Raw genomic sequence first — 26,014 nt, forward strand, 5'->3', positions numbered from 1 at the left:
GGGATGCGGCGGTAGCCGTCGACGCGCAGCGCGCGGACGGTCGCGATGATGGCGACGGCGGCCAGCAGGCCGAAGATGACGATGACAGTGACCATGGCAGAAACGCTACGCTCGGCCGCAAACCGCCACTATTGGCAGAACTGCGCATCAGGGTAGGATTCCTGCCATGAAGACCGTCGCATGCATCGTCCAGCCCGGATTCGCCCCGTTCGAGTTCGGGTTGGCGTGCGAGGCGTTCGGTCTCGACCGGTCGGACGAGGGCATCCCGAACTTCGATTTCCGCATCGTCGCGCCTGACCCTGGACCGGTGCCGGCGAACATGGGCTTCTCGATCAACGTCGACGCCGACCTCGCCTTCGCCGATGAGGCCGATCTCGTCGTCATCACGCCGATCCCGCGCGAGGCGTGGGACCGGATCGACGAGCGTGTCATCGGCGTCGTGCAGCGCGCCGTCGCCCGCGGCGCGTGGGTGCTGACGGTGTGCAGCGGCTCGTTCGTCGTCGCCGCCGCCGGTGTGCTGAACGGCCGCCGCGCGACGACGCACTGGCGGTATGCCGACACGATGGCCGCGATGTACCCCGAGATCGACGTCGACCCCAACGTCCTGTACGTGCAGGACGGTCGCATCATCACGAGCGCCGGCACCGCCGCCGGCCTCGACGCATGCCTGCACCTGCTGCGGATCGAGCTCGGCGCCGAGATGACCAACACGATCGCCCGGCGGATGGTCGTCCCGCCGCAGCGCGACGGCGGGCAGGCGCAGTTCATCGCCAAGCCCCTGCCCGAGTCGAGCTCCCTGTCGCTGGCTCCCGTCGCCGAATGGATGCTGGAGAACCTCACCCTCGATCTGTCGGTCGACCAGCTGGCCCACCGCGCCCACATGTCGCCGCGGACCTTCGCGCGCCGCTTCAAGGCCGACTACGGCACGACGCCGGCGGCCTGGCTCGGCCGGCAGCGCATCATCCAGGCCCAGCGCCTGCTCGAGCAGACCGACCTGGGGCTCGACGCGATCGCCGCCGAGTGCGGATTCGGCTCCGCGGCCGTGTTGCGGCAGAACTTCGGGCGGATGCTGGCGCTCACCCCCACCGCTTATCGCGCCCGCTTCACGTGCACCGCCCCGGCGGCCGAAGCCGTCGCGTAGTCCGGCGCCGCACTCAGGTCAGCAGGTCGTCGAGGGCTGCGCCGAGCGTCGGGAACGCGAACGTGTAGCCGCTCGCGACGAGGCGCTCCGGCAGCACCCATCGGCTCTTGAGGATGAGCTCCGTCTCGGTACCGCGCGCGAGGGCGCCGATCTCCAGCATCCATCGCGGCATCGGGAACGACACCCGCGCCCCGACCCGCTGTCGCACGGCGGCCATGAGGTCGCGGCTTTCGACCGGTCCCGGGGCCGACGCGTTGACGGGGCCCGTCAGTTCCGTCGTGCGTTCGAGATGGTCCAGGATGCCGAGGACGTCCGCGATGTGCACCCAGCTGAACCGCTGGCGCCCACCGCGCGTGCCGGGCCGGTGGGCGGTCCCCGCGCGCACGCGCGCCGGGGTGACCGGCCACCAGCCGTCGAGCTGCGGGCCGCCGAGCCCGACGCGGGCGAGACCGGCGAGCTCGGGCAGCACGCCGCCGTCGCGGCCCAGCACGATCGCGCTGCGCAGCGCGACGCGACGGGTGGCGGGGAGGTCAGCGGCGAACAGCTCGCGCTCCCACGCTTTCGCGACCTCGACCGAGAATCCCGTGCCGATTTCGCCGTCGGACTCCGTCATGGGGCGGTCGTCGGCGTGCCGGTAGATCGTCGCGGTCGAGGAGTTCACCCACAGCGGCGGCGGGGCGTCCGCCGCTGCGATCGCCCTGCTGAGCGCGCGGGTCGTCGTCAGTCGCGAGGCGAAGATCTCGTCGCGGTTGCGCTCGGTGTAGCGGCAGTTCACGCTCTTGCCGGCCAGGCCCACGACGAGGCTCGCGCCGTCGACCGCGTCGGCGATGCCTGCGGCATCCGCCCACGCGAGGTCGGCGCCCGTCCGTCCGATCGTCACGACCTCGCGGCCCGCAGCGGCGTAGTGGGCGCGCAGCGCCCGTCCCATGAACCCCGACGCCCCGCCGAGCACCACCCGGTCACCGCTCATCTGTCCTCCTCGATCCGGTAGTCGAACGTCCCGGCGTATTCGTAGACCCGCCCGATCAGCGGGAGGTCCATCGTGAACTCGACGCGCTGGCGGTCGCCGGCGCTGCGCTCGCGCAGCCGGATGCGGGGCGCCGCCCACGCCGGCAGCCGCAGCTGCAGGCGCCCGAGGCGGATGCCGACGGCGACGCTGTGCAGCTCGAGTGCGCCGCCCGCGACGTGCACGGTGAACTCGACCGCGACCCGGGGTGGCCGGCCGACCCGGTCGACGACGGTGCCGAGGGGTGTTGCCCGGACGGCGTCGTGCATCGTGAACGCGCCCGTCGGCAGGTCGAAGCGGCGGACGGCTACGGCGACGCCGTCGAGGGTGCGGTTCTCGATGCGGAACGGCACGCGCTCGTGCCAGCCGGCGGGCACGACGCCGCGGTCGGCGAACCACCGCAGCAGCGGCGCCAGCACCCGGCGCCGCGAGCCGACGCGGTCGAACACGCCCTCGCCGCGGCCGACGAAGCCGTCCGGGATCGTGCCGAAGTACCGCTGCAGTGCGGGCGAGAGCTCCGCGATGCGGTCACCGAGCGCGCGAGCGTAAGGTGAGCCCGCGTCGGTCATGGCCCCAGCCTACGGATGCGGCGTGGGTGGGGGATGCCGCGAGACCGCATACCGGTGCCGCGGCGCTTGCCCACGGCATCCACTCTTGCTAAACTTGAGCCTAGGCGACTCAAGTTTGAGTGCCACAGTTTTGGAGGAGACAGAATGAACGCACAACCCGCGCCCGGGCAGGAGGAGCAGAAGAGCCCCCTCGAGCAGTTCGGGATCAACCTCACCGACCGCGCTCGGCAGGGAAAGCTCGACCCGGTGATCGGACGCGACAGCGAGATCCGCCGCGTCAGCCAGGTGCTCACCCGGCGCACGAAGAACAACCCGGTGCTGATCGGCGAGCCCGGTGTCGGTAAGACCGCCGTCGTCGAGGGCCTCGCCCAGCGCATCGTCGCAGGCGACGTCGCCGAGTCGCTCAAGGACAAGGAGCTCGTCTCGCTCGACATCTCCGCGCTCGTGGCCGGCGCGATGTACCGCGGCCAGTTCGAGGAGCGACTGAAGAGCGTCCTCAAGGAGATCACCGAGTCCGACGGCCGCATCATCACGTTCATCGACGAGCTGCACGTCCTCATGGGCGCCGGCGGTGGCGAAGGGTCGGTCGCGGCATCCAACATGCTCAAGCCCATGCTCGCGCGCGGCGAACTGCGCCTGATTGGCGCGACGACGCTCGACGAGTACCGCGAGTTCATCGAGAAGGATGCCGCGCTGGAGCGCCGCTTCCAGCAGGTCTACGTCGGCGAGCCCTCGGTCGAGGACACCGTCGCGATCCTCCGCGGGCTCAAGGGGCGCTACGAAGCGCACCACGGCGTCACGATCAGCGACAGCGCGCTCGTCGCGGCCGCCGCGCTCTCGAACCGCTACATTCCGTCGCGGCAACTGCCCGACAAGGCCATCGACCTGATCGACGAGGCCATGAGCCGGCTGAAGATGGAGATCGACTCGAGTCCCGTCGAGATCGACCAGCTGCGCCGTCAGGTCGACCGCATGAAGCTCGAGGACCTCGCCCTCAAGAAGGAGAAGGACGACGCCTCGAAGGAGCGTCGTGCGAAGCTGCGCGAGCAGATGGATGCCGCGGAGTCTGAACTCGCGGTGCTCGAGGCCCGCTGGGCGCGTGAGCGCGGCGGGCTCCGCCGCGTCGGCGAGCTCAAGGAGCAGTACGACCAGGCCGTCACCGACCGCGACCGGGCCCTCCGGGAAGGCGACTACGCGCTCGCGTCGAAGCTCGAGTACGAGACGATCAAGCGCCTGCAGCAGGAGATCGCCGACGCGGAGCGCGCGGCGGCGATGCCTGCCGACGAGCCCCGCATGGTCAACGAGCAGGTGACCGACGAGGACATCGCCGCCGTCATCGCGGCGTGGACGGGCATCCCGGTGGGGCGCCTCCTGCAGGGCGAGAGCGAGAAGCTCGTACACCTCGAGGCCGAGCTGGGCAAGCGCTTGATCGGTCAGAAGGATGCCGTGAAGGCCGTGTCCGATGCGGTGCGGCGCTCGCGCGCGGGCATCAGCGACCCGAACCGGCCGACCGGTTCGTTCCTCTTCCTCGGCCCGACGGGCGTCGGCAAGACCGAGCTCGCGAAGGCGCTCGCGGAGTTCCTCTTCGACGACGAGCGCGCGATGGTGCGCATCGACATGAGTGAGTACGGCGAGAAGCATTCCGTCGCCCGGCTCGTCGGCGCTCCTCCGGGATACATCGGCTACGAGCAGGGTGGCCAGCTGACCGAGGCCGTGCGGCGGCGCCCCTACTCGGTCGTGCTCCTTGACGAGGTCGAGAAGGCGCACCCCGAGGTGTTCGACATCCTGCTGCAGGTGCTCGACGACGGGCGGCTGACCGACGGCCAGGGCCGCACGGTCGACTTCACGAACACGATCCTGATCCTCACCTCGAACCTCGGCTCGCCGATCCTCATCGACCCGACGCTGCCCGTCGAGGTCAAGCGGGAGCAGGTCATGGCGCTCGTCCGACAGGCGTTCCGGCCCGAGTTCCTCAACCGACTCGATGACATCGTGATGTTCCAGGCGCTGACCGAGGACGACCTCGCGCAGATCGTGGAGCTGTCGGTCGACGCGCTGCAGCGGCGGTTGCACGAGCGCCGGCTGACCCTCGCGGTCACGCCGGATGCCCGGGCCTGGCTCGCCGAGCGCGGCTACGACCCGCTGTTCGGCGCGCGGCCGCTGCGGCGGCTCATCCAGTCCGAGATCCAGGACCGGCTCGCGATGGCGCTGCTCTCCGGCGGCGTGCACGACGGCGACGTCGTGCGGGTCGACGTCGCGGCGGACGGATCCGGGCTCGCGCTCACGAGCAGCGGCCCCGCCCCGGCGGATGCCGCGGCATCCGGTTCGGCCGGCACCGACCCGGACGACGACGTGATCGAGGCCGACCTCCTCGACGACTAACACGTCCCGCGCCGGGCTGGGGTGGCGGGGTGCCGTCGGGTCGGGGCGCCGTTGGGGCGGGGACCGTCCCTGTCTCAAAAGCAGGCTGGACCGACTCGGTGCGCCCCGTCGCGGCCGCGGGAGGCCGATCCAGCCTGCTTTCGGAACAACCTGCCGGCGCCGTCTCGCCGCGCCTCGGCGCAGCCCGCGTCCCGGCTCTGTCTCGGCCGCCCCTGCCGCGGCCGACCCTTTCCCGACGGGTCCTGTGTCGGCCGTCCCCGGCCCGTCCCCGTCTCCAAAGCAGGCTGGATCGACCCGACGCACCCCGGCGCGGCCGCTGGAGGCTGATCCAGCCTGCTTTCGGAACACCCGGCCGGGCGCAATCTCGGGCCGTCTGCGTCCGGCTCTACCCGTCCCGGCCGCCCCGTTCCGTCCCGTCCTGTCTCAAAAGCAGGCTGGATCGACACGACGCGCCCCGGCGCGGCCGCGGGAGGCCGATCCAGCCTGCTTTCCGGACAATGACGGGCGCGCCTCGCGGCCCCGCGGTGGCTGGGCTAGCGTCGGAGAATGACAGGGTCCGGGCGGTGATGCGGCGGCTGCGGGCGCTGTGGGCGGCGTCGCACCCCGGGCCGTCGCTGGTGGTGACGGTGCTCGCCGTCGCCCTGGGCGTCGGCGCGGACCTGCCGCCGTGGCGCCTCGCCCTGCTGGCGGTCGCGGTGCTGGCGGGTCAGTTGTCGGTCGGAATCTCCAACGACGCGATCGACGCGGCCCGCGATCGCGCGGTCGGTCGGCGCGACAAGCCGATCGCCCGCGGCGACGTCGACCTGCGCACGGCGTGGGTCGCGGCGGCCGCCGCCGTGGTGGTCGCGCTCGTCCTGTCGGCCGTGCTCGGGCTCGCGATGGCCGCCGTGCACGCCGTCGCGCTCGCCTCCGCGTGGGCCTACAACGCCGGCCTGAAGAAGTCGGCGTGGTCGATCGCACCGTTCATCGTGAGCTTCGGCCTGTTCCCGTCGCTGGCGACGCTCGCGGCCGATCCGCCGCGGCTCGCGACCCCCTGGGCGACGCTCGCCGGCGCCGCGCTCGGCGCGGCCGTGCACCTCACGAACGTCCTGCCCGACCTCGAGGACGATGATCGCACCGGCATCCGGGGCCTGCCGCACGGGCTGGGCGCGCGTGTGTCCGTCATCGTCGCGATCGCCGGCATCGTCGTCGGTGCGGTCGCGGTGCTCGTGGGACCCGTCGGCGGCGATCTCGGTCGGATCGGCCCGGTCGCCTGGCTGTTCTTCGCCGCCGTGGGCGCCGTCGCTGTCGTGACGCTGGTGCGCGCGCTGCGGCATCCGCCCGGTCGCGCGCTGTTCCGTCTGACGATGCTCTGCGCGCTCCTCCTCGCCGCCCAACTCGTCGCGACCCGCGGGTCGTGAGGCGCTTCGGCGCGGGTTGGGTGGGCGGTTGTGGCTGTTTCGGGGTCGGGTAGCGGCGTCTTCTGACCAGGGAACGGATGCCGGGTCATGCGCCGCGGTCGAAACCCATCGCATACGCGTGGGCGAACACCCGCGCCGACGCCCCGGACAGCGCCACCCGCAGCGCCGCCGAACGCGCCGCATCGGCGCGGGGGCCGAGCGGCCGGCCGAGCGCGGTGTTGAGCGTCGCGATCCCGGCGGCGATCCGCGCCGACTGCACGCGGCGCTGCTCCCATCGCTCCACGTCGAGATCCGGCGCCGAGCCGGTGCGCAGCCAGTCGGTGAGCAGCGGGGCGAGTCCCGCGGCGTCGAGCAGTCCGAGGTTCAACCCCTGCCCGCCGATCGGGCTAACCTCGTGCGCCGCATCGCCGACGACGAGCACCCGGCCGCGCCGCAGGCGCGGTGCCACCGCCCGCCGTACTCGGAATGACGTGGCCCCGACGGCGCTCGCGGCGGCATCCGCTTCACCGCGCTCCTCCAGCGCGCGGCGCAGTCGCCTGTCCCGTGCCGCCGGATCCTCCGCGGCGGCGCCCGCAAGCGACCCCGCGCCCCCGCCCGCAAGCGACCCCGACCCCGCGCCCGCCGAACCCGACCCCGCGCCCGCCGAACCCGACCCCGACCCCGCGCCACCCGACCCCGACCCCGCACCCGCCGCCCCCGCGACCACCGACCCCTCGCCCGCGTCCCGCCGGTCCCACGCGACGAACCGCCGGCGGCTCCCGGGGAGCGGGAACGACTCCAGCACCCCGCCGGGCGCGAGCGTGACCACGGCGGTCTCGGCGTCCGCCCGCTCCGGGACGGGAGCGTCAACCATGAGATACCGATCCGGATAGTGGCGCACCGCGATCGCGCCCGGCCGGTAGACGAGATCGCGGGCGGCGGAGCCTCCCGCGACGACGACGACCGCGGCATCCCACTCGCGCTGCCCATTCGCGCCGAACGAGAACACCCGCACGCGATCCCCGTCCCGCCGGATCGCCGTCACCGTCTCGCCGCGCACGACGGGCGCGCCCCCGTGCCCGAGCGCCGCCTCGGTCGCCGGCTGCGGCAGCGTCGCGACGAACGGGAACCGCAGCGACAGCCGGTCGAACCGGACCGTCCCGAGTCGCTCCCAGCCGTCGGCGCCGAGCCCGCGGCACTCGCCGCGGGCGACCCGCACCGCCCCGTCAAGGATGCGCTCGGTCGCGCCGCCGTCCTCGAGCGCCGCGAGCACCGGCGCATGCAGTCCGATCGCCCGCGAGGCGGCACCGACGGCGATACGGCGCTCGAGGACGATCGCCTCCACCCCGCGCCGCGTGAGCTCCGCCCCGAGCATGATCCCGACGGGTCCCGCCCCGACGATGAGGACCTCAGGCATGCCCCGCCCCGATCGCGAGCAGCCGGAACGGCCCCGGCTCCTCGACCCGCCACGGCGCGCCGAGCGCGGCGGCGAGTTCGTCACGACGGTAGCTGCGCCGGATCGACCGCAGTCCGTCGGTGCGCAGGAACGTCCCCGGCGCGAGCGGCATGATCCCGACCGCATACAGCGCGTACGCGAGGCGCCCGCGTGCGATGTCGGCCAGCAGCACCGCGCCTCGCGACAGGGCGAGCGCATCCGCCGCGAAGGCCGAGAGCTCCTCGGCGTCGAGATGGTGCAGCACATGATTCGACACGACGACATCGAAACGCTCGCCCGCCGCGACGAGGGTGGCGGCATCCGTGCAGCGAAACGTCACGCCCGGCGCGCGATGGGCGGATGCCGCGGCATGCGCGCGAGGATCGGGATCGGCGCCGGTCCACTCCGCGTCGAATCCGTCGCGGCGGGCGAGCGCCGCGAGCCGCACGACGAGGTCCCCGCCCCCGGAGCCGATGTCGAGGATGCGGGCGGGTCGCGCGAGCGACGCGAGGTACGGACGCAGCTGCGTGCGGTACACCCCACCCCACCCCGACACGAGCCGGTTCACGATGCCGAAGCGCCGGAACGTCGCCGCGAGCCGTCGGGCATCGCAGTCCGGATCGTCCATCAGCTCCCGCACCTCGGTGTCGCGGACCCGCAGGCTCACCGTCGCGACTCCGCCGTCGCGCCCGCCCCGACCGCCGCAGCCCCGCGCGCCGCGACGCCCGCCGCGCCCGCGCCCGCCCCGGCGCGCAGCGTGAGCATCGCCGATTCGACGGTGAGCCCCGGACCGAAAGCGAGGGCCGCGACGCGGGCGACGTCGGCATCCGCCGGCTCGTCGAGCATCCGCGCCAGGATGAACAGGATCGTCGCGCTCGACATGTTCCCGTGCTCGCGGAGCACCGTCCGCGACGGCGCGAGGGCGGCCGGCGGGAGATCGAGCCCGGCCTCCACGCGGTCCAGCACGCTCCGTCCGCCGGGGTGCACCGCCCACCGGTCCGGGCGCTCGCCGCCGAGGAAATCCCCGACCGCACCGCGGATCTCGCGTCCGATGATGCGGGGAACCTCCGCCGAGAGGGTCATCTCGAAGCCCGCATCGCCGATCGTCCACGCCATATCGGCCTCCCCATCGCGGGTGAGGGTCGTGCCGAATCGATCGAGCTCGAGGGTCGCGCCGCCGTGCCGTGCCGCGAGCTCGGCGCAGGCCGTGACGACGGCCGCCGCCGCACCGTCGGCGAACACGGATGCCGCGACGATCTGCTCGGGGTCGGCCGACGGCCGGAAGTGCAGCGTGCACAGTTCGGCGCAGGCGACCAGCACGACGGCGGTGGGATCGGCGGCGCACAGCGCCGCGGCGAGCCGCAGGGCGGGGAGGGCCGCCGCGCACCCCACGAAACCCAGATGGAACCGCTCGGTCCCCGCCGGCAGGCCGAGATCGCGCACCAGTCGGTAGTCCGGCCCCGGGGCGAACAGGCCCGTGCACGAAACCGTGACGACGTGCGTGACCTCGCCGCGCTCGACCCCCGCTCCGGCCAGTGCGCGCCGTGCCGCCTCGGCGAACAGCGGCGGCGCGAGTCGCACGTAGGCGGCGTTGCGCGTGCCCGTCGAGGGCCGCAGCAGCACCCCGGCGGCGTCGCGCACCGGCATCCGCTCGTCGTCCGCCCCGCCGGACGCGAGAGCAACCCCGCCGCCCGGCGCGAGAGTCCCGCCCTCAGGCGCGAGAGCCGCGAGCACGGTGCGGCGGCTGTCGATCGCCGCCGCGTCGAACGCGGCGTGGATGAGCCGTCGCGTCAGCCGGTCGACGCCGGGCTGGGCGGCGAACAGATCCCGCACGTGTTCCTGCGGCAGACGCGTCGCCGGGAGGGCGGTTCCGATCGACAGGATGCGGGCGGGCATGGTTCACGGTAACCGGGAACCCGCCGGATGCGGAGGGGGCTTGCGCGACGGTCAGTCGTTCGCGATGAGGGAGTCCGCGATCGGGCGACGGGTGCGCGGCGCGAGTTCGCGCTCGCGCAGGGCCTCGGGCGCCTCGGCGAGCGACCCGAGCGCGCCGACGGCCATGACCGTGACGGCGGCGAGATCGTCGCCGAAACCGAACGCCTCGCCGATCGCGGCGCGATCGAAGCCGCCCATCTGGTGCGTGTGCAGTCCCGACGCGTGCGCCTGCACCGTGAAGTACGCCGCCGCCTGGCCGGTGTCGTACACCGCCCAGTTCAGCGGCTTGCCGTCGAGCGACGCCGCCGCCGCGAACACCACGAGCGCACCGGCATCGGCCGCCCACGACTGGTTGAAGCACATGAGCGCGCCGACGAGCGCGGCGTGCGCGTCGGTGCCCCGGCGGGCGACCACGAAGCGCCACGGCTGGGTGTTGTTCGCCGACGGCGCCCAGCGGGCGGCCTCGAGCGCGCTCGCGAGGGCGTCTTCGTCGATCGGCGTCTGCGCGTCGAAGATGCGGGTGCTCCAGCGCTCGGCGAGCACGTCCAGGATGGGCGCGTCGGTGTCGGCGGGGTGCACGGTGGTGAGGCTCATGGCGTCTCCTCGGATCGATGTCAGCGGTCGGGACGCCCTCGGCCCAGTCGATGCAACTGTATGCACCCGCGATGTGTTCCCGCTGGACGTCACCGGCTACCGTGGCAGCCATGACGATCGCCACGGCCGACCTCTACGACGAGCGCGGCGACGCGCTGGAGTCCCTCGCCCTGCAGCTGCACGACATCGGCGGACGCGTCGCGTTCGACGGGCCCGTCCGCACGGTGCGCTGCCACCGCGACAACGCGCTGGTCAAGCAGATCCTCGCCACGCCGGGCGACGGCGCCGTGCTCGTCATCGACGGCGGCGGGTCGCTGGAGTCGGCGCTCGTGGGCGACCTCATCGCGGCGTCCGCGGTCGCCGCGGGGTGGGCCGGGATCATCGTGCACGGGGCGATCCGCGACCGGGAGGCGATCGCGACGCTGCCGCTCGGAGTCAAGGCGCTCGGCTCGAACCCGCGCAAGAGCGCCAAGGACGGCATCGGCGAGGTCGATGTCCCCGTGGAGATCGGCGGTGTCGTCTTCCGACCCGGCGCGCACGTGTGGGCGGATGCCGACGGCATACTCGTCGAGCGCGTCGAGCGCTGACCGGCCGCGCGCGGTGTCGCGGCGCGGCCGGTCAGCGTCTTCGGCTCAGCGCCCGAGCGCCTCGGTGAGCTTGACGCGGGCGCCCATCCGCAGCAGCGAGTTCTCGTAGATCTTCGCGCCGACGAGGATCGCGAGGACGCACGAGACCAGCAGGATCGCGAGCGAGACCAGCGGCTCCCACCACTGCGCCTGACCGAGGAACAGCCGCACCGGCATGCCCACCGGGGCCGAGAACGGCACGTACGACATCACGGTCAGGACCGTCGGGTTGTTCCAGAAGAAGATCACCAGGAAGTACGGCGCGAGGATCAGGAACATCAGCGGCGTCGTCGTGGCCCCGATGTCCTCCTGCCGCGACACCATCGCCGCCGCCGCGGCGAACAGCGCCGCCAGCAGCACGAAGCCGAACAGGAAGAACACGCTGAACCACGCGATCGGACCGCCGATGCCCTGCAGGAACTCCGTCTGCCCGGTCACCGTGAGGCCGACCACCGCGATCGCCGCCAGGATGACCACCTGGCCCATCGCGAGGATCGTGTTGCCGATCACCTTGCCCGCCAGCAGCGCCCGCGCCGGGATCGCCGAGATCAGCAGCTCCACGACGCGCGTCTGCTTCTCCTCGACGACGCTCTGGGCGATCGTCGCGCCGAAGGTCTGCGCCGCGAACAGGAACACGACGCCGAAGCCGATCGCCGCGATGTAGCCGATCCAGTTCGTCGCGTTCGCGGGGTCGAGCACCACCACGTTCGGGGTCTGCGACAGCGACATCAGCAGGCTCGAGGGGACGTCGGATTCCACGATCACCGAGAACCCGAGCGGCGGCTGGCCGTCGCCGACGACCGCGGCATCCACCGTCCCGTCCTTCACGAGCGCCTCCGCGGCGGCCTGATCGGCGACGGTCGTGAGCTCCAGCCCTGGGATGCCGTCGACGTGCTGCGCGGCGTCGCTGGTGACCGCGACGGGTGTCGTCGAGTTGTCGTTCGCGCTGAATCCGGCCCAGATCACGCCGGCCAGCGCGATCACGAACAGGATGCCGAACGAGATGAGGAACGCTTTGCTGCGCAGCTTCGAGCCGATCTCGCGCTCGGCGACGAGCCACACGCTCTGGGCGAAGGAGGGGGTCTGCACGGTCACTGGATGACCTCCTTGAAGATCTGGGCGAGGGTGGGATGCCGGGGGGCGAAGCTCGTGACCGCGCCCGCCGCGACGGCGCGACGCAGCACGTCCTGCGCCGCCTCGTCGGTGTCGGCGTCGAACACGGCGTAGCCGCCGTCGAACTCGACGACATCGATGCCGGGGGCGTCACGCAGCCACCCCAGATCCCCGGCGGAGAGGAGTTCGAAGCGGCGCCCGGCGTGTTGCGCGCGCAGGTCGTCGCGGCGCCCGGCGGCGCGGATCGTGCCCCCGGCGATGATCACGAGGTCGTCGCACAGGCGCTCCACGACGTCGAGCTGGTGAGACGAGAACAGCACGGCCGCCCCCGCGGCGGCGCGGCTCTGCAGCACGCCCGCGACGACGTCGACGGCGAGGGGATCAAGGCCCGAGAACGGCTCGTCGAGGATCAGCACCTCGGGGTCGTGGACGAGCGCGGCGGCGATCTGCGCGCGCTGCTGGTTGCCCAGCGACAGCGTCTCGATGTTGTCCTGCAGGCGCTCGCCGAGCCCCAGCTCGACCAGCAGCGCCTCCGCGCGGGCCGTCGCGTCGGCGCGGTCGAAGCCGTGCAGACGGGCGAGGTACACGATGTGGTCGAGCACCCGCATCTTCGGGTACAGGCCGCGCTCCTCGGGCATGTAGCCGAATCGGCGGCGGTCGGCCGCCGTCACCGGCGCGCCGTCGAGGGTGACGGTGCCGCCGTCGCGCGCGAGGACGCCCAGCACGATCCGCATCGTGGTGGTCTTTCCCGCGCCGTTGCCGCCGACGAAGCCGGTCAGGCGCCCGGGGGCGACGTGGAACCCGACGTCGTCGAGCACCCGATGGGTGCCGTAGCTCTTGGTGATGCCGGACAGTTCGAGCATGCGCTCCTCCTCTAGGGCCACCGGCACCGCGTGCCGATGCTCCGACGCTACGCGCAGCGGATGCCGCAGACCTCCCCCGTGGGACGGGTTTGCGCGCGACGCGGCATCCGTCGCCCGGATGAGCGCACGGTGAATTGACAGGAAACAGAAATGTCGTGTCCACCCGCCGTCCGCCTGCCGTCTCTACACTCGCAAAGGTGACGAGCGCTCCGGAGATCTCCCGCGCCCAGCGCGTGAAGAGCCTGGGTGTCCGCGCGGTCGAGCGATGGGAGAGATTCCTTCCGGTCGCCGTGCGCTTCGCCTTCACCCGCCGGGGTCTGATCACCGGGTTCGCCGTCGTGCACCTGCTGTACTTCGTCGGGCTGCTGCACGTCATCGTCGTCGGAGGCACCGAGGGCGACCTGCCGCTGTACCGGCTGTGGGCGGAGCAGGCGCTGCACGGGCACTGGCCAGTCATCGACATGGCGTGGGTGTACCCCGCGGGCGCGCTCGTGCCGATCATGGCGGCCATCGCCTTCGGCCCCTGGACCTACCAGCTCGTGTGGCTCCTGCTGATGGTCGCCGCGAACTGGCTCGCCATCGCGGCCCTGACGGGAAACCTCCGCCGCCGCAAGGGCTATGTCGCCGCGTGGTACTGGCTCGCCGTGCAGCTGCTGCTCGCGCCGGTGTCGATGCTGCGGCTCGAGGGCTTCGCCGCGCCGCTGGCGATCGCGGCCCTCGTCTGGCTCGTGCGACGGCCGGCCCTCGCGGGCGCGCTCATCGCCGCCGCGACCTGGATCAAGGTCTGGCCGGCGGCGCTCGCCGCCGCGGCTGTCGCGATCTCGTCGCTGCGGATGCGGATCATCGCCGGGGGGCTCGCCGTCAGCGCCGCCATCGCCGGCGTCGTCATCGCCTTCGGCGGCGGGCACAACCTGTTCAGCTTCGCCACGATCCAGGGTGACCGTTCGCTCCAGCTGGAGGCGCCGATCGCGACGCCGTGGGTGTGGGCGACCGTGCTCGGGATGCCGGGAGCTGAGATCCGGCAGAACTACGTCCTCGCGACGCGTGAGGTGGCGGGGCCCGGCGCGCAGGCCGCCGGCGTGCTCGTGACGTGGCTCATGCCGATCGCGTTCGCCGTCATCCTCGTGCTGCTGTGGCGGGCGCGGCGTCGCGCTCTCACCGAAGGCACGCTCACCCCCCTGGCCGAGCAGCGGCTGATCCTCCGCGGCGCCTTCGCGCTGACGGCGGCGCTCATCGTCTTCAACAAGGTCGGCTCGCCGCAGTACATGCTGTGGCTGGCGCCGATCGTCGCCGTCGGGCTGGTCATCGACCGCCACGCATGGTCGCGGGTCGCGGAGTGGATGGCGATGGTGTGCTTCCTCACGACCCTCGTCTTCCCGGTGTTGTACTTGCCGCTCATCGACGCGCACCCGCTTGCCGCGGCCGTGCTGCTGGCGCGCAACGTGCTGGTGGTGGGCCTGTTCGGCTGGAGCATCGTCGCGCTGTGGCGCCCCGAGACCTCGCTCGTCGCCCTGCGCGAGCGGCTCGCCCTGACCGGCTCGATCCCGGTCGTCGCCCGCGGCTGACGCCCGGGGGTCGGGCCCGGCGCCTCGCCCCCGCAGCACGCGTCAGGCCAGGCCCACCCCGCAGGGCGCGTCAGGCCAGGCCGTGGCGGTGCGCGTAGACGACCGCGGCGACGCGGTCGCGCGCGCCGAGCTTCTGCAGCACGTTCGACACGTGCGTCTTCACGGTCGCCTCGCCGATGTACAGCGCCGTGGCGATCTCGGCGTTGCTGCGCGCGTCGGCCAAGAGCCGCAGCACCTCGGTCTCGCGCTCGGTGAGCAGCGCCGCGGCGGGCGAGGGCGGCATCGCCGCGGGGGCGTCCGGGGGAGCGGATGCCGCGAACCGCTCGATCACGCGCTTGGTGACCGCCGGGGCGAGCAGCCCGTCGCCGGCGGCCGCGACGCGCACCGCGGTGACGAGCTCCTCGGGCCCGGCGTTCTTGAGCAGGAATCCGCTCGCGCCGGCCTGCAGCGCCTGGAACAGGTAGTCGTCGCGGTCGAAGGTCGTCACCACGACGACGGCGGCCGTGCTCGCGGGGTCGGCGACGATGCGGCGGGTCGCCTCGAGCCCGTCCATGCCCGGCATCTGGACGTCCATGCAGATGGCGTCAGGACGCAGGGCGGATGCCGCCGCCACCGCGTCGGCGCCGTTGCCGGCCTCGCCGACGACGATGAGGTCGTCCTCGGCATCCAGGATCATGCGGAACCCGGCCCGCATGACGGCGTGGTCGTCGACGAGCAGCACCCGCACGCTCATGTGCGCACCGCCGCGCTCACGGCACCCTCTCGGCGCGAAACCTCGCCGGTGCCGGATGCCGACGGCACCCGCACCCGCACCAGGAAGCCGCCCCGCGGTCGCGGCCCCGCCTCGATCGTGCCCCCCGAAGCGGCCGCCCGCTCCCGCATGCCGACGATGCCGAGGCCCGCGCGCCCCGCGACCATCGGACGGCCGGTGTTGGTGACCTCCAGCTCGACGCCGGCGTCGTCGTAGCGCAGCCGCACGTCGGCGACGGCATCCGGACCGCCGTGCCGGCGCGCGTTCGTGAGCGCCTCCTGTGCGATGCGGTACAGGTTCACCTGCACCAGCTCGGGCGTCTCGACGGGCTCGCCCACCACGGCGAACGTCGTCGGCAGGCCGTTGTCGACGGCGTGGGCGACGAGGTCGGGAAGGGCGCGCAGGCTCAGGGTGGAGGATACCGGGGTGTCGGCGTCGGGCGTGCGCAGCGTCTCCAGCAGCTGGCGCAGCTCGGTGAGCGCCTCGCGGGCGGAGTGCTCCACCGTCCCGAGCGCCGCGCGCGCGGCGGCGGGGTCGCGGTCGAGAACGGTGCGCGCCGCGCCCGCCTGCACGCCCATCGCCGACACGTGGTGGGCGACGACGTCGTGCAGTTCGCGGGCGATGCGCACGCGATCGAGCGCCACCGCCTGCGCGGCGGTCAGCTCCCGCTCCCGCTCCAGGTCGGCGGTGCGCTCCTCGAGCACCGCGCGGGAGCGGGCGCCGGCCCACGCGCGCTCGCCGAAGAAGTACGCCCCGCCGAAGAACGCGACGTTGACGAGGAACTGCAGCAGCATGTACGCCGCGAACGGCGAGAACAGCCCCGCCCGCGACGGGCCCCCGTCGTCTTCGCCGGTCGCCGCCTGGAAGATGGTCACGAGCAGCCAGACGAACATGGCGGCGATGACGATCAGGCGCACGAGCGTCGCACGGCGCCGGTCGGCGACCCACGCGCCGACGGTGTACATCGCGATGAACAGCGCGACGTTGCCGACGTACACCTCGGGGATGCGCGCGGTCACGCCGACGAAGAAGGCCAGCGCGACGGTGACCAGCACGGCCTCCGGGTAGCGGCGCCGCAGCGCCAGCGGCAGCGTGAGGGCGGGGGCGTAGACGAGCGCCCACGCGAACGGCGGTGTCTCGTCGCCGTAGAGGCCGGCCACCTGCCCGAGCCATGCGCTGATCACGGCGCCGACGAGCAGCCCGGCGGCCAGCCACAGATCGTTGCGGCGCTGCGCCGCGGTGACGGTGCGCCCGGTGACGTGCTCGCTCATGATTCCAACGTAGGCGGGGGCGGATGCCGCGGCATCCCCCGCACGACGGAGCCGAGCGCTCAGCGCTGCGCGCCGGCGAGCGTCCCGACGGTCCGCACGCCGTACTCGTAGATGATGCACGAGACGAGGCGGTCGCCCTGCTCCCAGCTGCCCGGGGTGGGCGCGAGCGTGCTCCAGTCGAGGACGGACTGGTCGTACGCGATGCCGGTGAACACGTCGAACTGACCGCCGCAGTTCTCCTCGGCGGCCGCGTCGATGGTGGCCTGATCGAACTCCTCGCCGTCGACCGTGAAGTCGTGGAAGACCTCGTTGTCGTGCGGCTGCGTGCACGGCACGACCGGCACCTCGCTCACCTCGGTCGCCGACTGGTCGTCGAAGCAGTCGCCGACGCTCAGGGTGAAGACGTCGAGGTCGCCGCCCTCGGTGATCTCGGACGTGTCTGCGTCGCGCACGGGCGGGTTGTCGGCGATCAGCCCCATCAGCTGCGAGCAGCCGGTGAGGGCCACCGTCCCCGCCAGCAGCAGCGCGGCCAGTGTCGCCAGGCGTGCCTTCTTCATCTCGTCCCCTCGTCGTGCGGCTCTCTTGGTGAATCCTATGAGACCGATGGGCGCGTCAAGACCCTTGGGGATGCCGGTGCGCTTTGGCAGGATGACACCGAACGACCACCTACCGCACCGCACTCACGCACCGCACCGAACGCACGAGGGAGTCACGATGACCGACACAGACGAGAAGGTCTACACCGTAGGGGTGATCGTGGGGTCGGTGTCCGAACCCTCGCTCAACCGCAGGTTCGCCGACGCGCTGATCGCGCTGGGACCCGACGCCGGGCTGGAGTTCCGCGACATCCCGATCGCGCACCTGCCGTTCTACGGCACGCAGTACGACACGGACTTCCCCGACGACGGCTGGGCCTTTAAGCGCGCGGTGGAGAGCGCCGACGGGCTGCTGATCATCACGCCGGAGTACAACCGGTCGATCCCCGCGGTGCTGAAGAACGCCGTCGACTGGGCGAGCCGCCCCACCGGCAAGAGCTCGCTGGCGGGCAAGCCCGTCGCCGTCACCGGCGCGACGAAGGGCATGATCTCCACGGCCGTCGCGCAGAACCACCTGAAGGCGATCCTCTCGGCGCTCGGTGCACCGCTGGTCGGTGTGCCCGAGGCGTACATCCGCGTCGGCGATGAGTTCTTCGACGGCGACGGCGGGTTCGCGAACGCGGGCACGCGGGAGTTCCTCACCGGGTTCCTGCGGCAGCTGCACGACCTGATCGGGCGCTGGGCGCCGGGCGCGTCATGAGCCGCTGACGCCACGCCGGGCTCAGGCGCCCGGCGCCGGCGGCACGAGTGCGTTGCCGAGCTCGCTGCGCAGGTACAGCACCGACCGGCCGTATCGCGTCGACGAGACGAGGCCGGCCGCGCGCAGCGCGCGCAGGTGCTGCCCCGCGGCAGACGTGGTTGGGCGCTGCTGGCGGCGGTGTTCGCGGCATCCGCCCTCGGGACCACGCTCATCGCGTGGCGCTCCGCGACAGGGCTCGACGCCGTCGACGGCCGGGCGAGCGCGGCCTGAGGCCGCGGCGTCGCGTCAGAAGATCATCGGGCGGTCGTCGTCGTCGGGACCTTCGAGGTCGAGGTCGACGACGACGGGCACGTGGTCGCTCGGGATCTCGCCCTTGCGCTCGTCGCGATGGATGGATGCCGCGACCACCGCGTCGGCGAACGCGTGCGATCCGAGGATGAAGTCGATGCGCATGCCCTCGTTGCGGGGGAAGCGCAGCTGCTTGTAGTCCCAGTACGTGTACCCGGTCGGCACGAGCGGGCGCACCGTGTCGTGCAGGCCCGCGTCGAGCAGCGACTGGAAGGCGGCGCGCTCGGGCGCCGAGACGTGCGTCGTCACGCCCTCGATCACGGTGGGATCGCCGTTGTCGGCGTCGGTCGGGGCGATGTTGAAGTCGCCGGTCAGGGCGAGGGCCAGGTCGGGGTTCGCGGCGAGGGTGTCGGACGTGTACCCCCGCAGCGCCTCGAGCCAGTCGAGCTTGTAGCGGTAGTGCGGGTCGTCGAGGCCGCGGCCGTTCGGCACATACAGGCTCCACACCTCGACGCCCCCGACGGTCGCGCCCATCGCGCGGGCCTCCTGCGGGGCGTCGGGCCCGTCATGACCCTTCGCGAAGCCCGGCATGCCGGGAAAGCCGATCTGCAGGTTCTCGATCGGCGTGCGGCTCGCGATCGCGACGCCGTTCCACTGGTTCAGGCCGTGCGCCTCGACGGTGTAGCCCGCCGCCTCGAACTCGGCGTACGGGAACTGCTCGGGCTTGCACTTGATCTCCTGCATCGCCAGCACGTCGATGTCCTCGCGCACGGCGAAGTCGACGGTGCGGACGACGCGGGCACGGATCGAGTTGACGTTCCAGGTGGCCACACGCATGGCATCCAGAGTATTCGCCGCCGCCGACAGCGCGCGCCGCTACCCCCGGCCCGCCAGCGGGCCGTCGAGTTCGAGCGGGTGGGTGAGACGCCACCAGTCGTCGGGCATCGCGATGTCGGCGTCGAGCACGAGGTCGGTCGACAGGGTGCGCGGCCCGGCCGTCCACGTGATCGTCCCCACCTTCTCGCCGGCGCGCCCGGTGGTCAGCGGGCTCGTGGTCATCTCGGCGGTGATGGGTGTGTCCGACCACGTCAGCACCGCGGCATCCGCTGCGACCACCATCTGCGCCTCGGCTCCCCACGGCGTCTCGTAGCTGCCATACACCTCGCCGCGGCGGGCGAGCGAGACGGCGTGGAAGCCGGAGCGGATGCTCCCCAGCATCCGCTCGACGTCGCTGTTGACGCTGTCGCGGTCCCGGCCGCCGAGCACCGCGCCGGTGATCGTCAGCGGTTCGTCGATGCCGACGTCGAGCAGCGACGAGAACAGCAGGTTCGACCCCTCGAGCGTCCCGGTCTTGATGCCGCGGACCCCGTCGGTGCCGAGCAGCGAGTTCGTGTTGCTGCCGGTGAAGCCGGGCACGTCGAGCGTGGTCATCCCCACGATCCCGGCGATCGTCTCGTTGCTCATCGCGATGGTGCCGAGCGTGATGAGGTCGGCGGCAGTGGCGGTGTTGCGGGGGTCGATGCCCGTCGGCTCGACCACCGTGATGCGTCCCAGCCCGTTGCGATCCAGCCAGGCGTCCGTCGCGCGCACGAACGCGCCGCGGGAGCCGAAGGCCCACGTCGAGACGGCGTCGGCGTAATTGCTGGCCGAGACGACGAGCATGAGCTCCAGGGCGTCGTGCAGGCTCATCGTGCTGCCGGTCGGCATGGCGGCGATCGTCGCGCCCCGCACGTAGTACTGGTCGTACAGCGCGTGGTCGGCTTTGCTGAAGGTCAGGACGGGTCCGGGGTCGTCGGGGCCGGACAGCGGATGCGCGTCGAGCACGACGAGCGCGGTCACGAGCTTCGTGATGCTCGCCATCGGGAGCGGGCCCGGGGCGCCGGATGCCGCGGCCAGCCCGTCGACGCCCAGGAAGTCCGTCCCGCCGGAGACCTGCACCGCCGACGCGCCGGCGGGCATCGCCAGCGACGCCGGGGCGCCCGCCGTCGGCTGCGGCGTGCGGGTCTCCGCGGCGGGGAGCGCGACCGGGGTGGTCAGGGCGTAGGCGGCGTATCCTCCCGCCAGACCCAGGAGCACGAGCGCGACGACCGCGGTCGTGATCCCCGCCCGGAGTCGCCGACGGCGACGGCGGGCCCGCTCGGCGGGATCGATGACCGGCGCCGGGGCGTCGGCATCCGCGGAGTCGAGGAGATCGGCGAACGACGTCAGCTCGTCGTCGTGCGTCTCCATGCCTCCGATCCTCGCACGCTCCCGTGCGCGTCCCCGGCGTTCGGCGAGAGAAGAGTAGCAATGGCGGTAGCAAGGAAGTAGTATCACGGCATGTCGTTCACCAAAGTCAGTCTCAGCCTGAGCAGCGACGACCTGGCATATCTCGACAGTCAGGCCGTCGCGGGGCGGTTCCGCAGCCGGTCGGCGGCGGTGCAGGCGGCGGTCCGACTGCTGCGCGAGAGCGCGCTCGAAGACGCCTATGCCGCGGCCTACGGCGAATGGAACGCCGACGCCGACGCGCCGCTGTGGGACGGCGTGACCGCTGACGGCGTCGCATGAACACGCCGGTGCCGTCGCTGCGGCGAGGTCAGATCGTGCTGGCAGACCTCGACCCCGCGGCAGGGAGCGAAGCCGCGCGCACGCGGCCTGTCGTCGTGGTGAGCAACAACGTCGCGAATGCGGCAGCGATGCGCACCGGCGGCGTCGTGACCGTCGTCCCGCTCACGTCGAACACCGAGCGGGTCTTCGACTTCCAGGTGCTGCTCCCGGCATCCGGCACAGGTCTGAGTCGCGACAGCAAAGCGCAAGCCGAGCAGGTCCGGGCGATCTCGGTGCGCCGCATCTCCGCAGTCGCGGGCTGGGTGCCCGCCGAGCTCATGGGTGCCCTCGACGACGCGTTGCGCCTGCACCTCGCGCTGTAGAGGCGGGCTACAGCGCGCGCAGGATGTCCTCCACCCGCTCCTTCGCATCCCCGAACAGCATGCGGGTGTTCTCGCGGAAGAACAGCGGATTCTGCACACCGGCGTACCCCGAGGCCATCGACCGCTTGAACACGACGACGTTCCGCGCCTCCCACACGTGCAGCACCGGCATGCCGGCGATGGGCGAGCCGGGATCCTCGGCCGCGGCGGGGTTGACGGTGTCGTTCGCGCCGATCACCAGCACGACGTCGGCCTCGGCGAAGTCCTGATTGATCTCGTCGAGTTCCAGCACGATGTCATAGGGCACCTTCGCCTCGGCCAGCAGCACGTTCATGTGGCCGGGAAGCCGTCCCGCGACGGGGTGGATGCCGAAGCGCACCGTCACGCCGCGCTCGCGCAGCCGCTTCGTGAGGTCGGCGACCGGGTACTGCGCCTGCGCGACGGCCATGCCGTAGCCGGGGGTGATGATGACAGAGCGGGCATCGCGCAGCAGGGACGCGACCGCCCCGGCATCCGTCTCGTGGATCTCGCCCTGCTCCTCGTCGCCGGTGCGCGGCGCCTCGATGCCGAATCCGCCCGCGATGACCGACAGGAACGACCGGTTCATGGCCTTGCACATGATGTACGACAGGTACGCACCCGATGAGCCGACGAGGGCACCCGTGACGATCAGCAGGTCGTTGTTCAGCAGGAAGCCCGCCGCGGCGGCCGCCCAGCCGGAGTAGCTGTTGAGCATCGAGACGACGACGGGCATGTCGCCGCCGCCGATCGAGGCGACGAGGTGCCAGCCGAGTGCCAGTGCGAGCAGGGTGACGACGATCAGCAGCCACAGCTCGGGCGTGATGACGTACCAGACCGTGAGCGCGACGAACAGCACGAGCGCGCCGACGTTGAGCAGGTTCTTGCCCGGCAGCATGAGCGGGCGCGAGCTCATCCGCGCGGAGAGCTTGAGGAACGCCACGATCGACCCGGTGAAGGTGACCGCGCCGATGAAGACGCCGATGAAGACCTCGGCGTGGTGGATGCCGACCAGTTCCGGGGCGATGCCCTCCGCGTAGAGGTGGCCGTTCCATCCGACGAGCACGGCTGCGAGGCCCACGAAGGAGTGCAGCAGCGCGATGAGCTCGGGCATGCCGGTCATCTCGACCACCCGTGCCCGCCACAGGCCGATCGCGCCGCCGACGAGGATGGCGACGACGAGGAGGGTCAGGCCGAGGGTGGCGCCGCTCGTGAGCAGCATGCCGCTCGCGACCACGAGGACGAGGGTCGCGACGAGCGCGATCGTCATGCCCGCGATGCCGTAGACGATGCCGCGGCGGGCCGATTCCTGCTTGCTGAGCCCGGCGAGGGCGAGGATGAACAGCAGCGCCGCGACGATATATGCCGCGGTGGCGATGGACTGCGCGAGGACGAGGCCGCCGAGATCTCCGAAGTACGCGTCGGTCACTTCTGATCGCCCTTCTGGAACATGGCGAGCATGCGCCGGGTGACGGCGAAGCCGCCGAAGATGTTGATGGATGCCAGCAGCACCGCGACGGCGGCGAGCACCTGGACGAGCGGGTCGGGCACGATGATCTGCGACATGGCGCCGACGATGATGATGCCGCTGATCGCGTTGGTGATGCTCATGAGCGGCGTGTGCAGCGCGTGGGCGACCTTGCCGATGACGTAGAACCCGATGACGACCGAGAGCGTCAGCACGAGGACGTGCTGCGGCAGCGGCGCGGGTGCGAACGTGCAGACGAGGAACAGCGCGGCGATGCCGACGCCGGTGAGGACGGACTTCGTGCGGGTCGACAGGCCCTGCCGTGGTGCCGGTGCCGACGAGGATGCCGCGGCATCCGCCACGGGCGCCGGCGCCGCCGACACCTGCACCGGCGGGGGTGGCCACGTCACCTCGCCCTGACGCACGACGGTGACGGCGCGCTGGACGACGTCGGTCTCGTCGATGACGAGCACGCCGTCCTTTCCGGGGGTCAGCAGGGTGAGCAGGTTCAGCAGGTTCGTGCCGTACAGCTGGGAGGCCTGCTGCGGGAGGCGGCCCGCGAGGTCGGTGTACCCGAGGATCGTGACGCCGTTCGCCGTCACGACCTTCTCGCCGGCGACCGAGCCCTCGACGTTGCCGCCCTGGCCGTCCTGGCCGAGGCCCGCCGCCATGTCGACGATGACGCTGCCCGGCTTCATGGCGGCCACATCGGCGGCGGTGATGAGGCGGGGCGCGGGACGGCCCGGGATGAGCGCCGTCGTGATGATGATGTCGACGTCGGCGGCCTGGTCCCGGTAGAGCTGCGCGGCCGCGGCGTCGTAGGCGGCGCTCGTGGCCTTCGCGTATCCGTCGGCCGAGACCTCCTTGGCTTCGTCCGGCACGGCGACGGGCAGGTAGCTGCCGCCGATCGAGGCGACCTGGTCGGCGACCTCCGGGCGCGGATCGGTCGCGCGGACGATCGCGCCGAGCGAGGATGCCGCGCCGATCGCCGCGAGTCCCGCGACCCCGGCGCCCGCCACGAGCACCTTCGCCGGCGGCACCTTGCCGGCCGCCGTGACCTGCCCGGTGAAGAAGCGGCCGAACGCGTTGGCGGCCTCGACGACGGCGCGGTAGCCGGCGATGTTCGCCATCGAGGAGAGGACGTCCATCGATTGGGCGCGCGAGATGCGCGGGACGGCGTCGAGGGCCAGCGCCGTGACGCCGCGCGCCGCGAGCGCGGCCAGCAGATCGGGCCGCAGGGCAGGACTCAGCAAGCCCACGATGGTTGCCCCCGGCTGCAGGAGCGCGATCTCGTCGGCGGTCGGCACCGCGACCTTCAGGACGACATCGGCGGCCCACGCGGTGTCGCGATCGGCGATGGTCGCGCCGGCGGCGATGTACTCGGCATCCGGGAACGACGAGCGCTCGCCGGCGCCGGCTTGCACGACGACGTCGTAGCCGAGCCTGGCGATGCGGCCCACCGTGGTCGGCGACGCGGCCACCCGCGTCTCGCCGGGCAACTCGGTGACGATGCCGATGCGGGCCATGGTGCTCCTCGGTTCGCGGCGGGCGACGGATGCCGCGGCTCGGGCGCCGGCGACGTTCCCGACTCTAGGGCCACACCGTGCGCGTCGGCGGCGGACGGCGCGTGAAAAACGGCGGCGGGGCGTCCGTAGACTGCTGGGCATGACCGTCGCCTCCACGCCCGAGCTCGAAGCACAGCGCCAGGACCTCATCGCCCTGATCGGCGAGGAGGCGGTGTTTCACGGCGATTTCACGCTGTCCAGCGGCAAGAAGGCGACGTACTACGTCGACATGCGCAAGCTCACCCTCGACCACCGCGCGGCGCCCGCGATCGGGCGGCTCGTGCTCGATCTCGTGCGCGACCTCGAGGTCGACGCCGTCGGGGGTCTCACCCTCGGCGCCGACCCGATCGCGAACGCCGTGCTGCACGCGTCGGTCGCGTCAGGCACCCCCGTCGACGCGTTCGTCGTCCGCAAGGAGCCCAAGGATCACGGCCGCGGCCGCCAGATCGAGGGCGCCGAGGTCGCCGGCAAGCGCGTCGTGATCGTCGAGGACACCTCCACCACGGGGCAGTCGCCCCTGAAGGCCGCCGAGGTCGCACGCGCGGCCGGGGCCGATGTCGTCGCGGTCGTCACCGTCGTCGACCGCAAGACCGGCGCGCAGGCCGCCGTCGAGGCCGCCGGCTTCACCTGGCGCTCGATCATCGACCTCGACGACCTGGGCCTCGCGCCGCAGTAACCCGGGGCGGGTCAGCGGAAGACGGGCAGCTGCGATGCCAGGGCGAGGACGAGCCCGACAACCGTGAGCAGTGCGATCCCGCGGCCGTTCGGCAGCGGCGTGCCCTGCGGGGCATCCCGGCGGCCGCGCAGGAACAGCACGAGCGCGGCGATGAGCAGCGCGAACGCCGTCACGACGAGGAAGAGCGCCATCAGCGGCCCCCGCGGCGGCCGCGCCCGCGGACGTACTGCACGATGACGACGACGAGCGTCGTCAGGATCATGAGGGCGGACGTCACCAGCAGCAGCGTCTGCTCGAAGGCGTTCACAGCCCCTCCGGCATCTCCGACTCGACCGGCTCGGCGGTCACGAGGTCGGCCACCGAATCGAGGATCTCGTCCGGGCGGAACGGATACCGCTCGATCTCGGCGTCGTCGGAGATGCCGGTGCGCACCAGGATCGTGTGCAGACCGGCCTCGATGCCCGCCACGACGTCGGTGTCCATGCGGTCGCCGATCATGCCGGTGTTCTCCGAGTGCGCGCCGATCCGGTTCATCGCCGAGCGGAACATCATCGGGTTGGGCTTGCCGACGACGTACGGCGCCTTGCCGGTCGCGTGGGTGATGAGCGCCGCGAACGACCCCGTCGCCGGGACGATTCCCGAGGGGGTCGGGCCCGTGGCATCCGGGTTCGTGATGATGAACCGCGCGCCGGCGTTGATGAAGCGGATCGCCTGGGTGATGCGGTCGAACGAGTAGTTGCGCGTCTCGCCGATGACGACGTAATCCGGCTGCGTCTCGGTCATGACGTACCCGGCCTCGTGCAGCGCCGTCGTCAGGCCGGCCTCGCCGATGACGAACGCCGTGCCGCCGGGATGCTGCGACCGCAGGAACTCCGCCGTCGCGAGCGCCGAGGTCCAGATGCGGTCCTCGGGGACCTCGAGGCCCGAGATCCGCAGCCGGGCGCTGAGGTCCCGCGGCGTGTAGAAGGGGTTGTTCGTCAGCACGAGGAACGGGATCCCGGCATCCCGCCACTGCGCGAGCAGGTCGGCGGCTCCCGGGATGGGCTTGTTCTCGTGGACGAGAACGCCGTCCATGTCCGTGAGCCAGCACTCGATATCGGCGCGTGTCCGCATGCGGCCAGTCTACCGGGGAGTCGCCAGCCGAACGGCGGCCCGCGGCTCTAG

The 26,014-nt window shown here is 72.3% G+C and carries 27 protein-coding genes; 10 read left to right on the forward strand and 17 right to left on the reverse strand.

Annotated elements, in window-relative coordinates; translation table 11 throughout:
- The first annotated feature begins 166 nt into the window (after positions 1-166).
- Entirely contained in the window at positions 167-1,141 is a 975-nt protein-coding gene (locus JOD60_RS03570) for a GlxA family transcriptional regulator (protein ID WP_076688626.1), read from the forward strand.
- Between the two features lie 13 nt (positions 1,142-1,154).
- Here JOD60_RS03570 and JOD60_RS03575 read toward each other — a convergent pair whose 3' ends face one another.
- Complete coding sequence (locus tag JOD60_RS03575) at positions 1,155-2,111, reverse strand: epimerase (protein ID WP_076688628.1); 957 nt, start codon at positions 2,109-2,111, stop codon at positions 1,155-1,157.
- Positions 2,108-2,716, reverse strand: coding sequence for a DUF4166 domain-containing protein (locus JOD60_RS03580; protein ID WP_076688630.1), 609 nt, complete (start codon positions 2,714-2,716; stop codon positions 2,108-2,110). The genes JOD60_RS03575 and JOD60_RS03580 overlap by 4 nt, the downstream gene beginning before the upstream one ends.
- Positions 2,717-2,860: 144 nt before the next feature.
- On the opposite strand from JOD60_RS03580, the gene JOD60_RS03585 reads away from it, so the two are divergent.
- Positions 2,861-5,098: an ATP-dependent Clp protease ATP-binding subunit gene (locus tag JOD60_RS03585; protein ID WP_076688632.1), complete on the forward strand. Its 2,238-nt coding sequence runs from the start codon at positions 2,861-2,863 to the stop codon at positions 5,096-5,098.
- A gap of 566 nt (positions 5,099-5,664) precedes the next feature.
- Positions 5,665-6,498, forward strand: a complete 834-nt coding sequence (locus JOD60_RS03590; RefSeq protein WP_076688634.1) for a UbiA family prenyltransferase — start codon at positions 5,665-5,667, stop codon at positions 6,496-6,498.
- An 85-nt stretch (positions 6,499-6,583) separates the two neighbouring features.
- On the opposite strand, the gene JOD60_RS03595 is transcribed toward JOD60_RS03590, so the two are convergent.
- From JOD60_RS03595 to JOD60_RS03610, 4 genes are read right to left on the reverse strand one after another with little or no spacing between them, the layout of a single operon-like run.
- On the reverse strand, positions 6,584-7,894 hold the full coding sequence (locus tag JOD60_RS03595) for an FAD-dependent oxidoreductase (RefSeq protein WP_076688636.1): 1,311 nt from the start codon (positions 7,892-7,894) through the stop codon (positions 6,584-6,586).
- Complete coding sequence (locus tag JOD60_RS03600; protein ID WP_076688638.1) at positions 7,887-8,579, reverse strand: methyltransferase domain-containing protein; 693 nt, start codon at positions 8,577-8,579, stop codon at positions 7,887-7,889. The genes JOD60_RS03595 and JOD60_RS03600 overlap by 8 nt, the downstream gene beginning before the upstream one ends.
- Positions 8,576-9,808, reverse strand: coding sequence for a type III polyketide synthase (locus JOD60_RS03605; protein WP_076688640.1), 1,233 nt, complete (start codon positions 9,806-9,808; stop codon positions 8,576-8,578). The genes JOD60_RS03600 and JOD60_RS03605 overlap by 4 nt, the downstream gene beginning before the upstream one ends.
- A 51-nt stretch (positions 9,809-9,859) precedes the next feature.
- Entirely contained in the window at positions 9,860-10,441 is a 582-nt protein-coding gene (locus JOD60_RS03610; protein WP_076688642.1) for a nitroreductase family protein, read from the reverse strand.
- 110 nt (positions 10,442-10,551) lie between these two features.
- On the opposite strand from JOD60_RS03610, the gene rraA reads away from it, so the two are divergent.
- Positions 10,552-11,028 (forward strand): ribonuclease E activity regulator RraA, encoded by a 477-nt coding sequence (gene rraA / locus JOD60_RS03615; protein WP_084201874.1) that lies wholly within the window; start codon positions 10,552-10,554, stop codon positions 11,026-11,028.
- A 45-nt stretch (positions 11,029-11,073) separates the two neighbouring features.
- On the opposite strand, the gene JOD60_RS03620 is transcribed toward rraA, so the two are convergent.
- Together JOD60_RS03620 and JOD60_RS03625 are read right to left on the reverse strand one after the other, a co-directional pair.
- The gene (locus JOD60_RS03620) at positions 11,074-12,162 is read right to left on the reverse strand and encodes an ABC transporter permease (RefSeq protein WP_076688644.1); all 1,089 of its coding nucleotides are present in this window, start codon (positions 12,160-12,162) and stop codon (positions 11,074-11,076) included.
- Positions 12,159-13,043, reverse strand: coding sequence for an ABC transporter ATP-binding protein (locus JOD60_RS03625; RefSeq protein WP_076688646.1), 885 nt, complete (start codon positions 13,041-13,043; stop codon positions 12,159-12,161). Before JOD60_RS03625 ends, JOD60_RS03620 begins: the two co-directional genes overlap by 4 nt.
- 197 nt (positions 13,044-13,240) lie before the next feature.
- Here JOD60_RS03625 and JOD60_RS03630 point away from each other — a divergent pair, with 197 nt between their 5' ends.
- Positions 13,241-14,608 carry a glycosyltransferase family protein gene (locus tag JOD60_RS03630; RefSeq protein ID WP_232321678.1) on the forward strand — a complete coding sequence of 456 codons (1,368 nt, stop codon included), beginning with the start codon at positions 13,241-13,243 and terminating at the stop codon, positions 14,606-14,608.
- Between the two features lie 70 nt (positions 14,609-14,678).
- On the opposite strand, the gene JOD60_RS03635 is transcribed toward JOD60_RS03630, so the two are convergent.
- From JOD60_RS03635 to JOD60_RS03645, 3 genes are read right to left on the reverse strand one after another with little or no spacing between them, the layout of a single operon-like run.
- On the reverse strand, positions 14,679-15,341 hold the full coding sequence (locus tag JOD60_RS03635) for a response regulator (protein WP_076688648.1): 663 nt from the start codon (positions 15,339-15,341) through the stop codon (positions 14,679-14,681).
- Positions 15,338-16,630, reverse strand: coding sequence for a sensor histidine kinase (locus tag JOD60_RS03640; RefSeq protein WP_076688650.1), 1,293 nt, complete (start codon positions 16,628-16,630; stop codon positions 15,338-15,340). Before JOD60_RS03640 ends, JOD60_RS03635 begins: the two co-directional genes overlap by 4 nt.
- A 59-nt stretch (positions 16,631-16,689) precedes the next feature.
- A complete protein-coding gene (locus JOD60_RS03645; RefSeq protein ID WP_076688652.1) occupies positions 16,690-17,187 on the reverse strand; it encodes a septum formation family protein in 498 nt (165 codons plus the stop codon).
- Positions 17,188-17,344: 157 nt separating this feature from the next.
- Here JOD60_RS03645 and JOD60_RS03650 point away from each other — a divergent pair, with 157 nt between their 5' ends.
- Together JOD60_RS03650 and JOD60_RS16990 are read left to right on the forward strand one after the other, a co-directional pair.
- Positions 17,345-17,926 carry an NADPH-dependent FMN reductase gene (locus tag JOD60_RS03650; RefSeq protein WP_076688654.1) on the forward strand — a complete coding sequence of 194 codons (582 nt, stop codon included), beginning with the start codon at positions 17,345-17,347 and terminating at the stop codon, positions 17,924-17,926.
- Between the two features lie 135 nt (positions 17,927-18,061).
- Positions 18,062-18,196, forward strand: coding sequence for a hypothetical protein (locus JOD60_RS16990; RefSeq protein WP_269746946.1), 135 nt, complete (start codon positions 18,062-18,064; stop codon positions 18,194-18,196).
- Positions 18,197-18,211: 15 nt separating this feature from the next.
- Here the strand turns inward: JOD60_RS16990 and JOD60_RS03655 are convergent, their stop codons facing one another.
- On the reverse strand, positions 18,212-19,051 hold the full coding sequence (locus JOD60_RS03655; protein ID WP_076688656.1) for an exodeoxyribonuclease III: 840 nt from the start codon (positions 19,049-19,051) through the stop codon (positions 18,212-18,214).
- Positions 19,052-19,090: 39 nt separating this feature from the next.
- A complete protein-coding gene (locus JOD60_RS03660; RefSeq protein ID WP_076688658.1) occupies positions 19,091-20,443 on the reverse strand; it encodes a D-alanyl-D-alanine carboxypeptidase family protein in 1,353 nt (450 codons plus the stop codon).
- A 90-nt stretch (positions 20,444-20,533) separates the two neighbouring features.
- Here JOD60_RS03660 and JOD60_RS03665 point away from each other — a divergent pair, with 90 nt between their 5' ends.
- Together JOD60_RS03665 and JOD60_RS03670 are read left to right on the forward strand one after the other, a co-directional pair.
- Positions 20,534-20,761: a ribbon-helix-helix domain-containing protein gene (locus JOD60_RS03665; protein ID WP_076688660.1), complete on the forward strand. Its 228-nt coding sequence runs from the start codon at positions 20,534-20,536 to the stop codon at positions 20,759-20,761.
- Positions 20,758-21,123, forward strand: coding sequence for a type II toxin-antitoxin system PemK/MazF family toxin (locus tag JOD60_RS03670; RefSeq protein WP_198159107.1), 366 nt, complete (start codon positions 20,758-20,760; stop codon positions 21,121-21,123). Before JOD60_RS03665 ends, JOD60_RS03670 begins: the two co-directional genes overlap by 4 nt.
- 7 nt (positions 21,124-21,130) lie before the next feature.
- On the opposite strand, the gene pntB is transcribed toward JOD60_RS03670, so the two are convergent.
- The gene (gene pntB / locus JOD60_RS03675; protein ID WP_076688662.1) at positions 21,131-22,570 is read right to left on the reverse strand and encodes a Re/Si-specific NAD(P)(+) transhydrogenase subunit beta; all 1,440 of its coding nucleotides are present in this window, start codon (positions 22,568-22,570) and stop codon (positions 21,131-21,133) included.
- The gene (locus JOD60_RS03680; protein ID WP_076688664.1) at positions 22,567-24,135 is read right to left on the reverse strand and encodes a Re/Si-specific NAD(P)(+) transhydrogenase subunit alpha; all 1,569 of its coding nucleotides are present in this window, start codon (positions 24,133-24,135) and stop codon (positions 22,567-22,569) included. Before JOD60_RS03680 ends, pntB begins: the two co-directional genes overlap by 4 nt.
- Positions 24,136-24,274: 139 nt before the next feature.
- Between JOD60_RS03680 and pyrE the strand changes: the two genes are divergently transcribed.
- On the forward strand, positions 24,275-24,850 hold the full coding sequence (pyrE, locus tag JOD60_RS03685; RefSeq protein ID WP_076688666.1) for an orotate phosphoribosyltransferase: 576 nt from the start codon (positions 24,275-24,277) through the stop codon (positions 24,848-24,850).
- A gap of 11 nt (positions 24,851-24,861) precedes the next feature.
- On the opposite strand, the gene JOD60_RS03690 is transcribed toward pyrE, so the two are convergent.
- Positions 24,862-25,041 (reverse strand): hypothetical protein, encoded by a 180-nt coding sequence (locus JOD60_RS03690; protein WP_232321679.1) that lies wholly within the window; start codon positions 25,039-25,041, stop codon positions 24,862-24,864.
- 112 nt (positions 25,042-25,153) lie between these two features.
- A complete protein-coding gene (locus JOD60_RS03695) occupies positions 25,154-25,963 on the reverse strand; it encodes an HAD-IIA family hydrolase (RefSeq protein WP_076688670.1) in 810 nt (269 codons plus the stop codon).
- Between the last annotated feature and the right edge of the window lie 51 nt (positions 25,964-26,014).

This window comes from Microbacterium aurum (genome assembly GCF_016907815.1).
GTDB lineage: Bacteria > Actinomycetota > Actinomycetes > Actinomycetales > Microbacteriaceae > Microbacterium > Microbacterium aurum.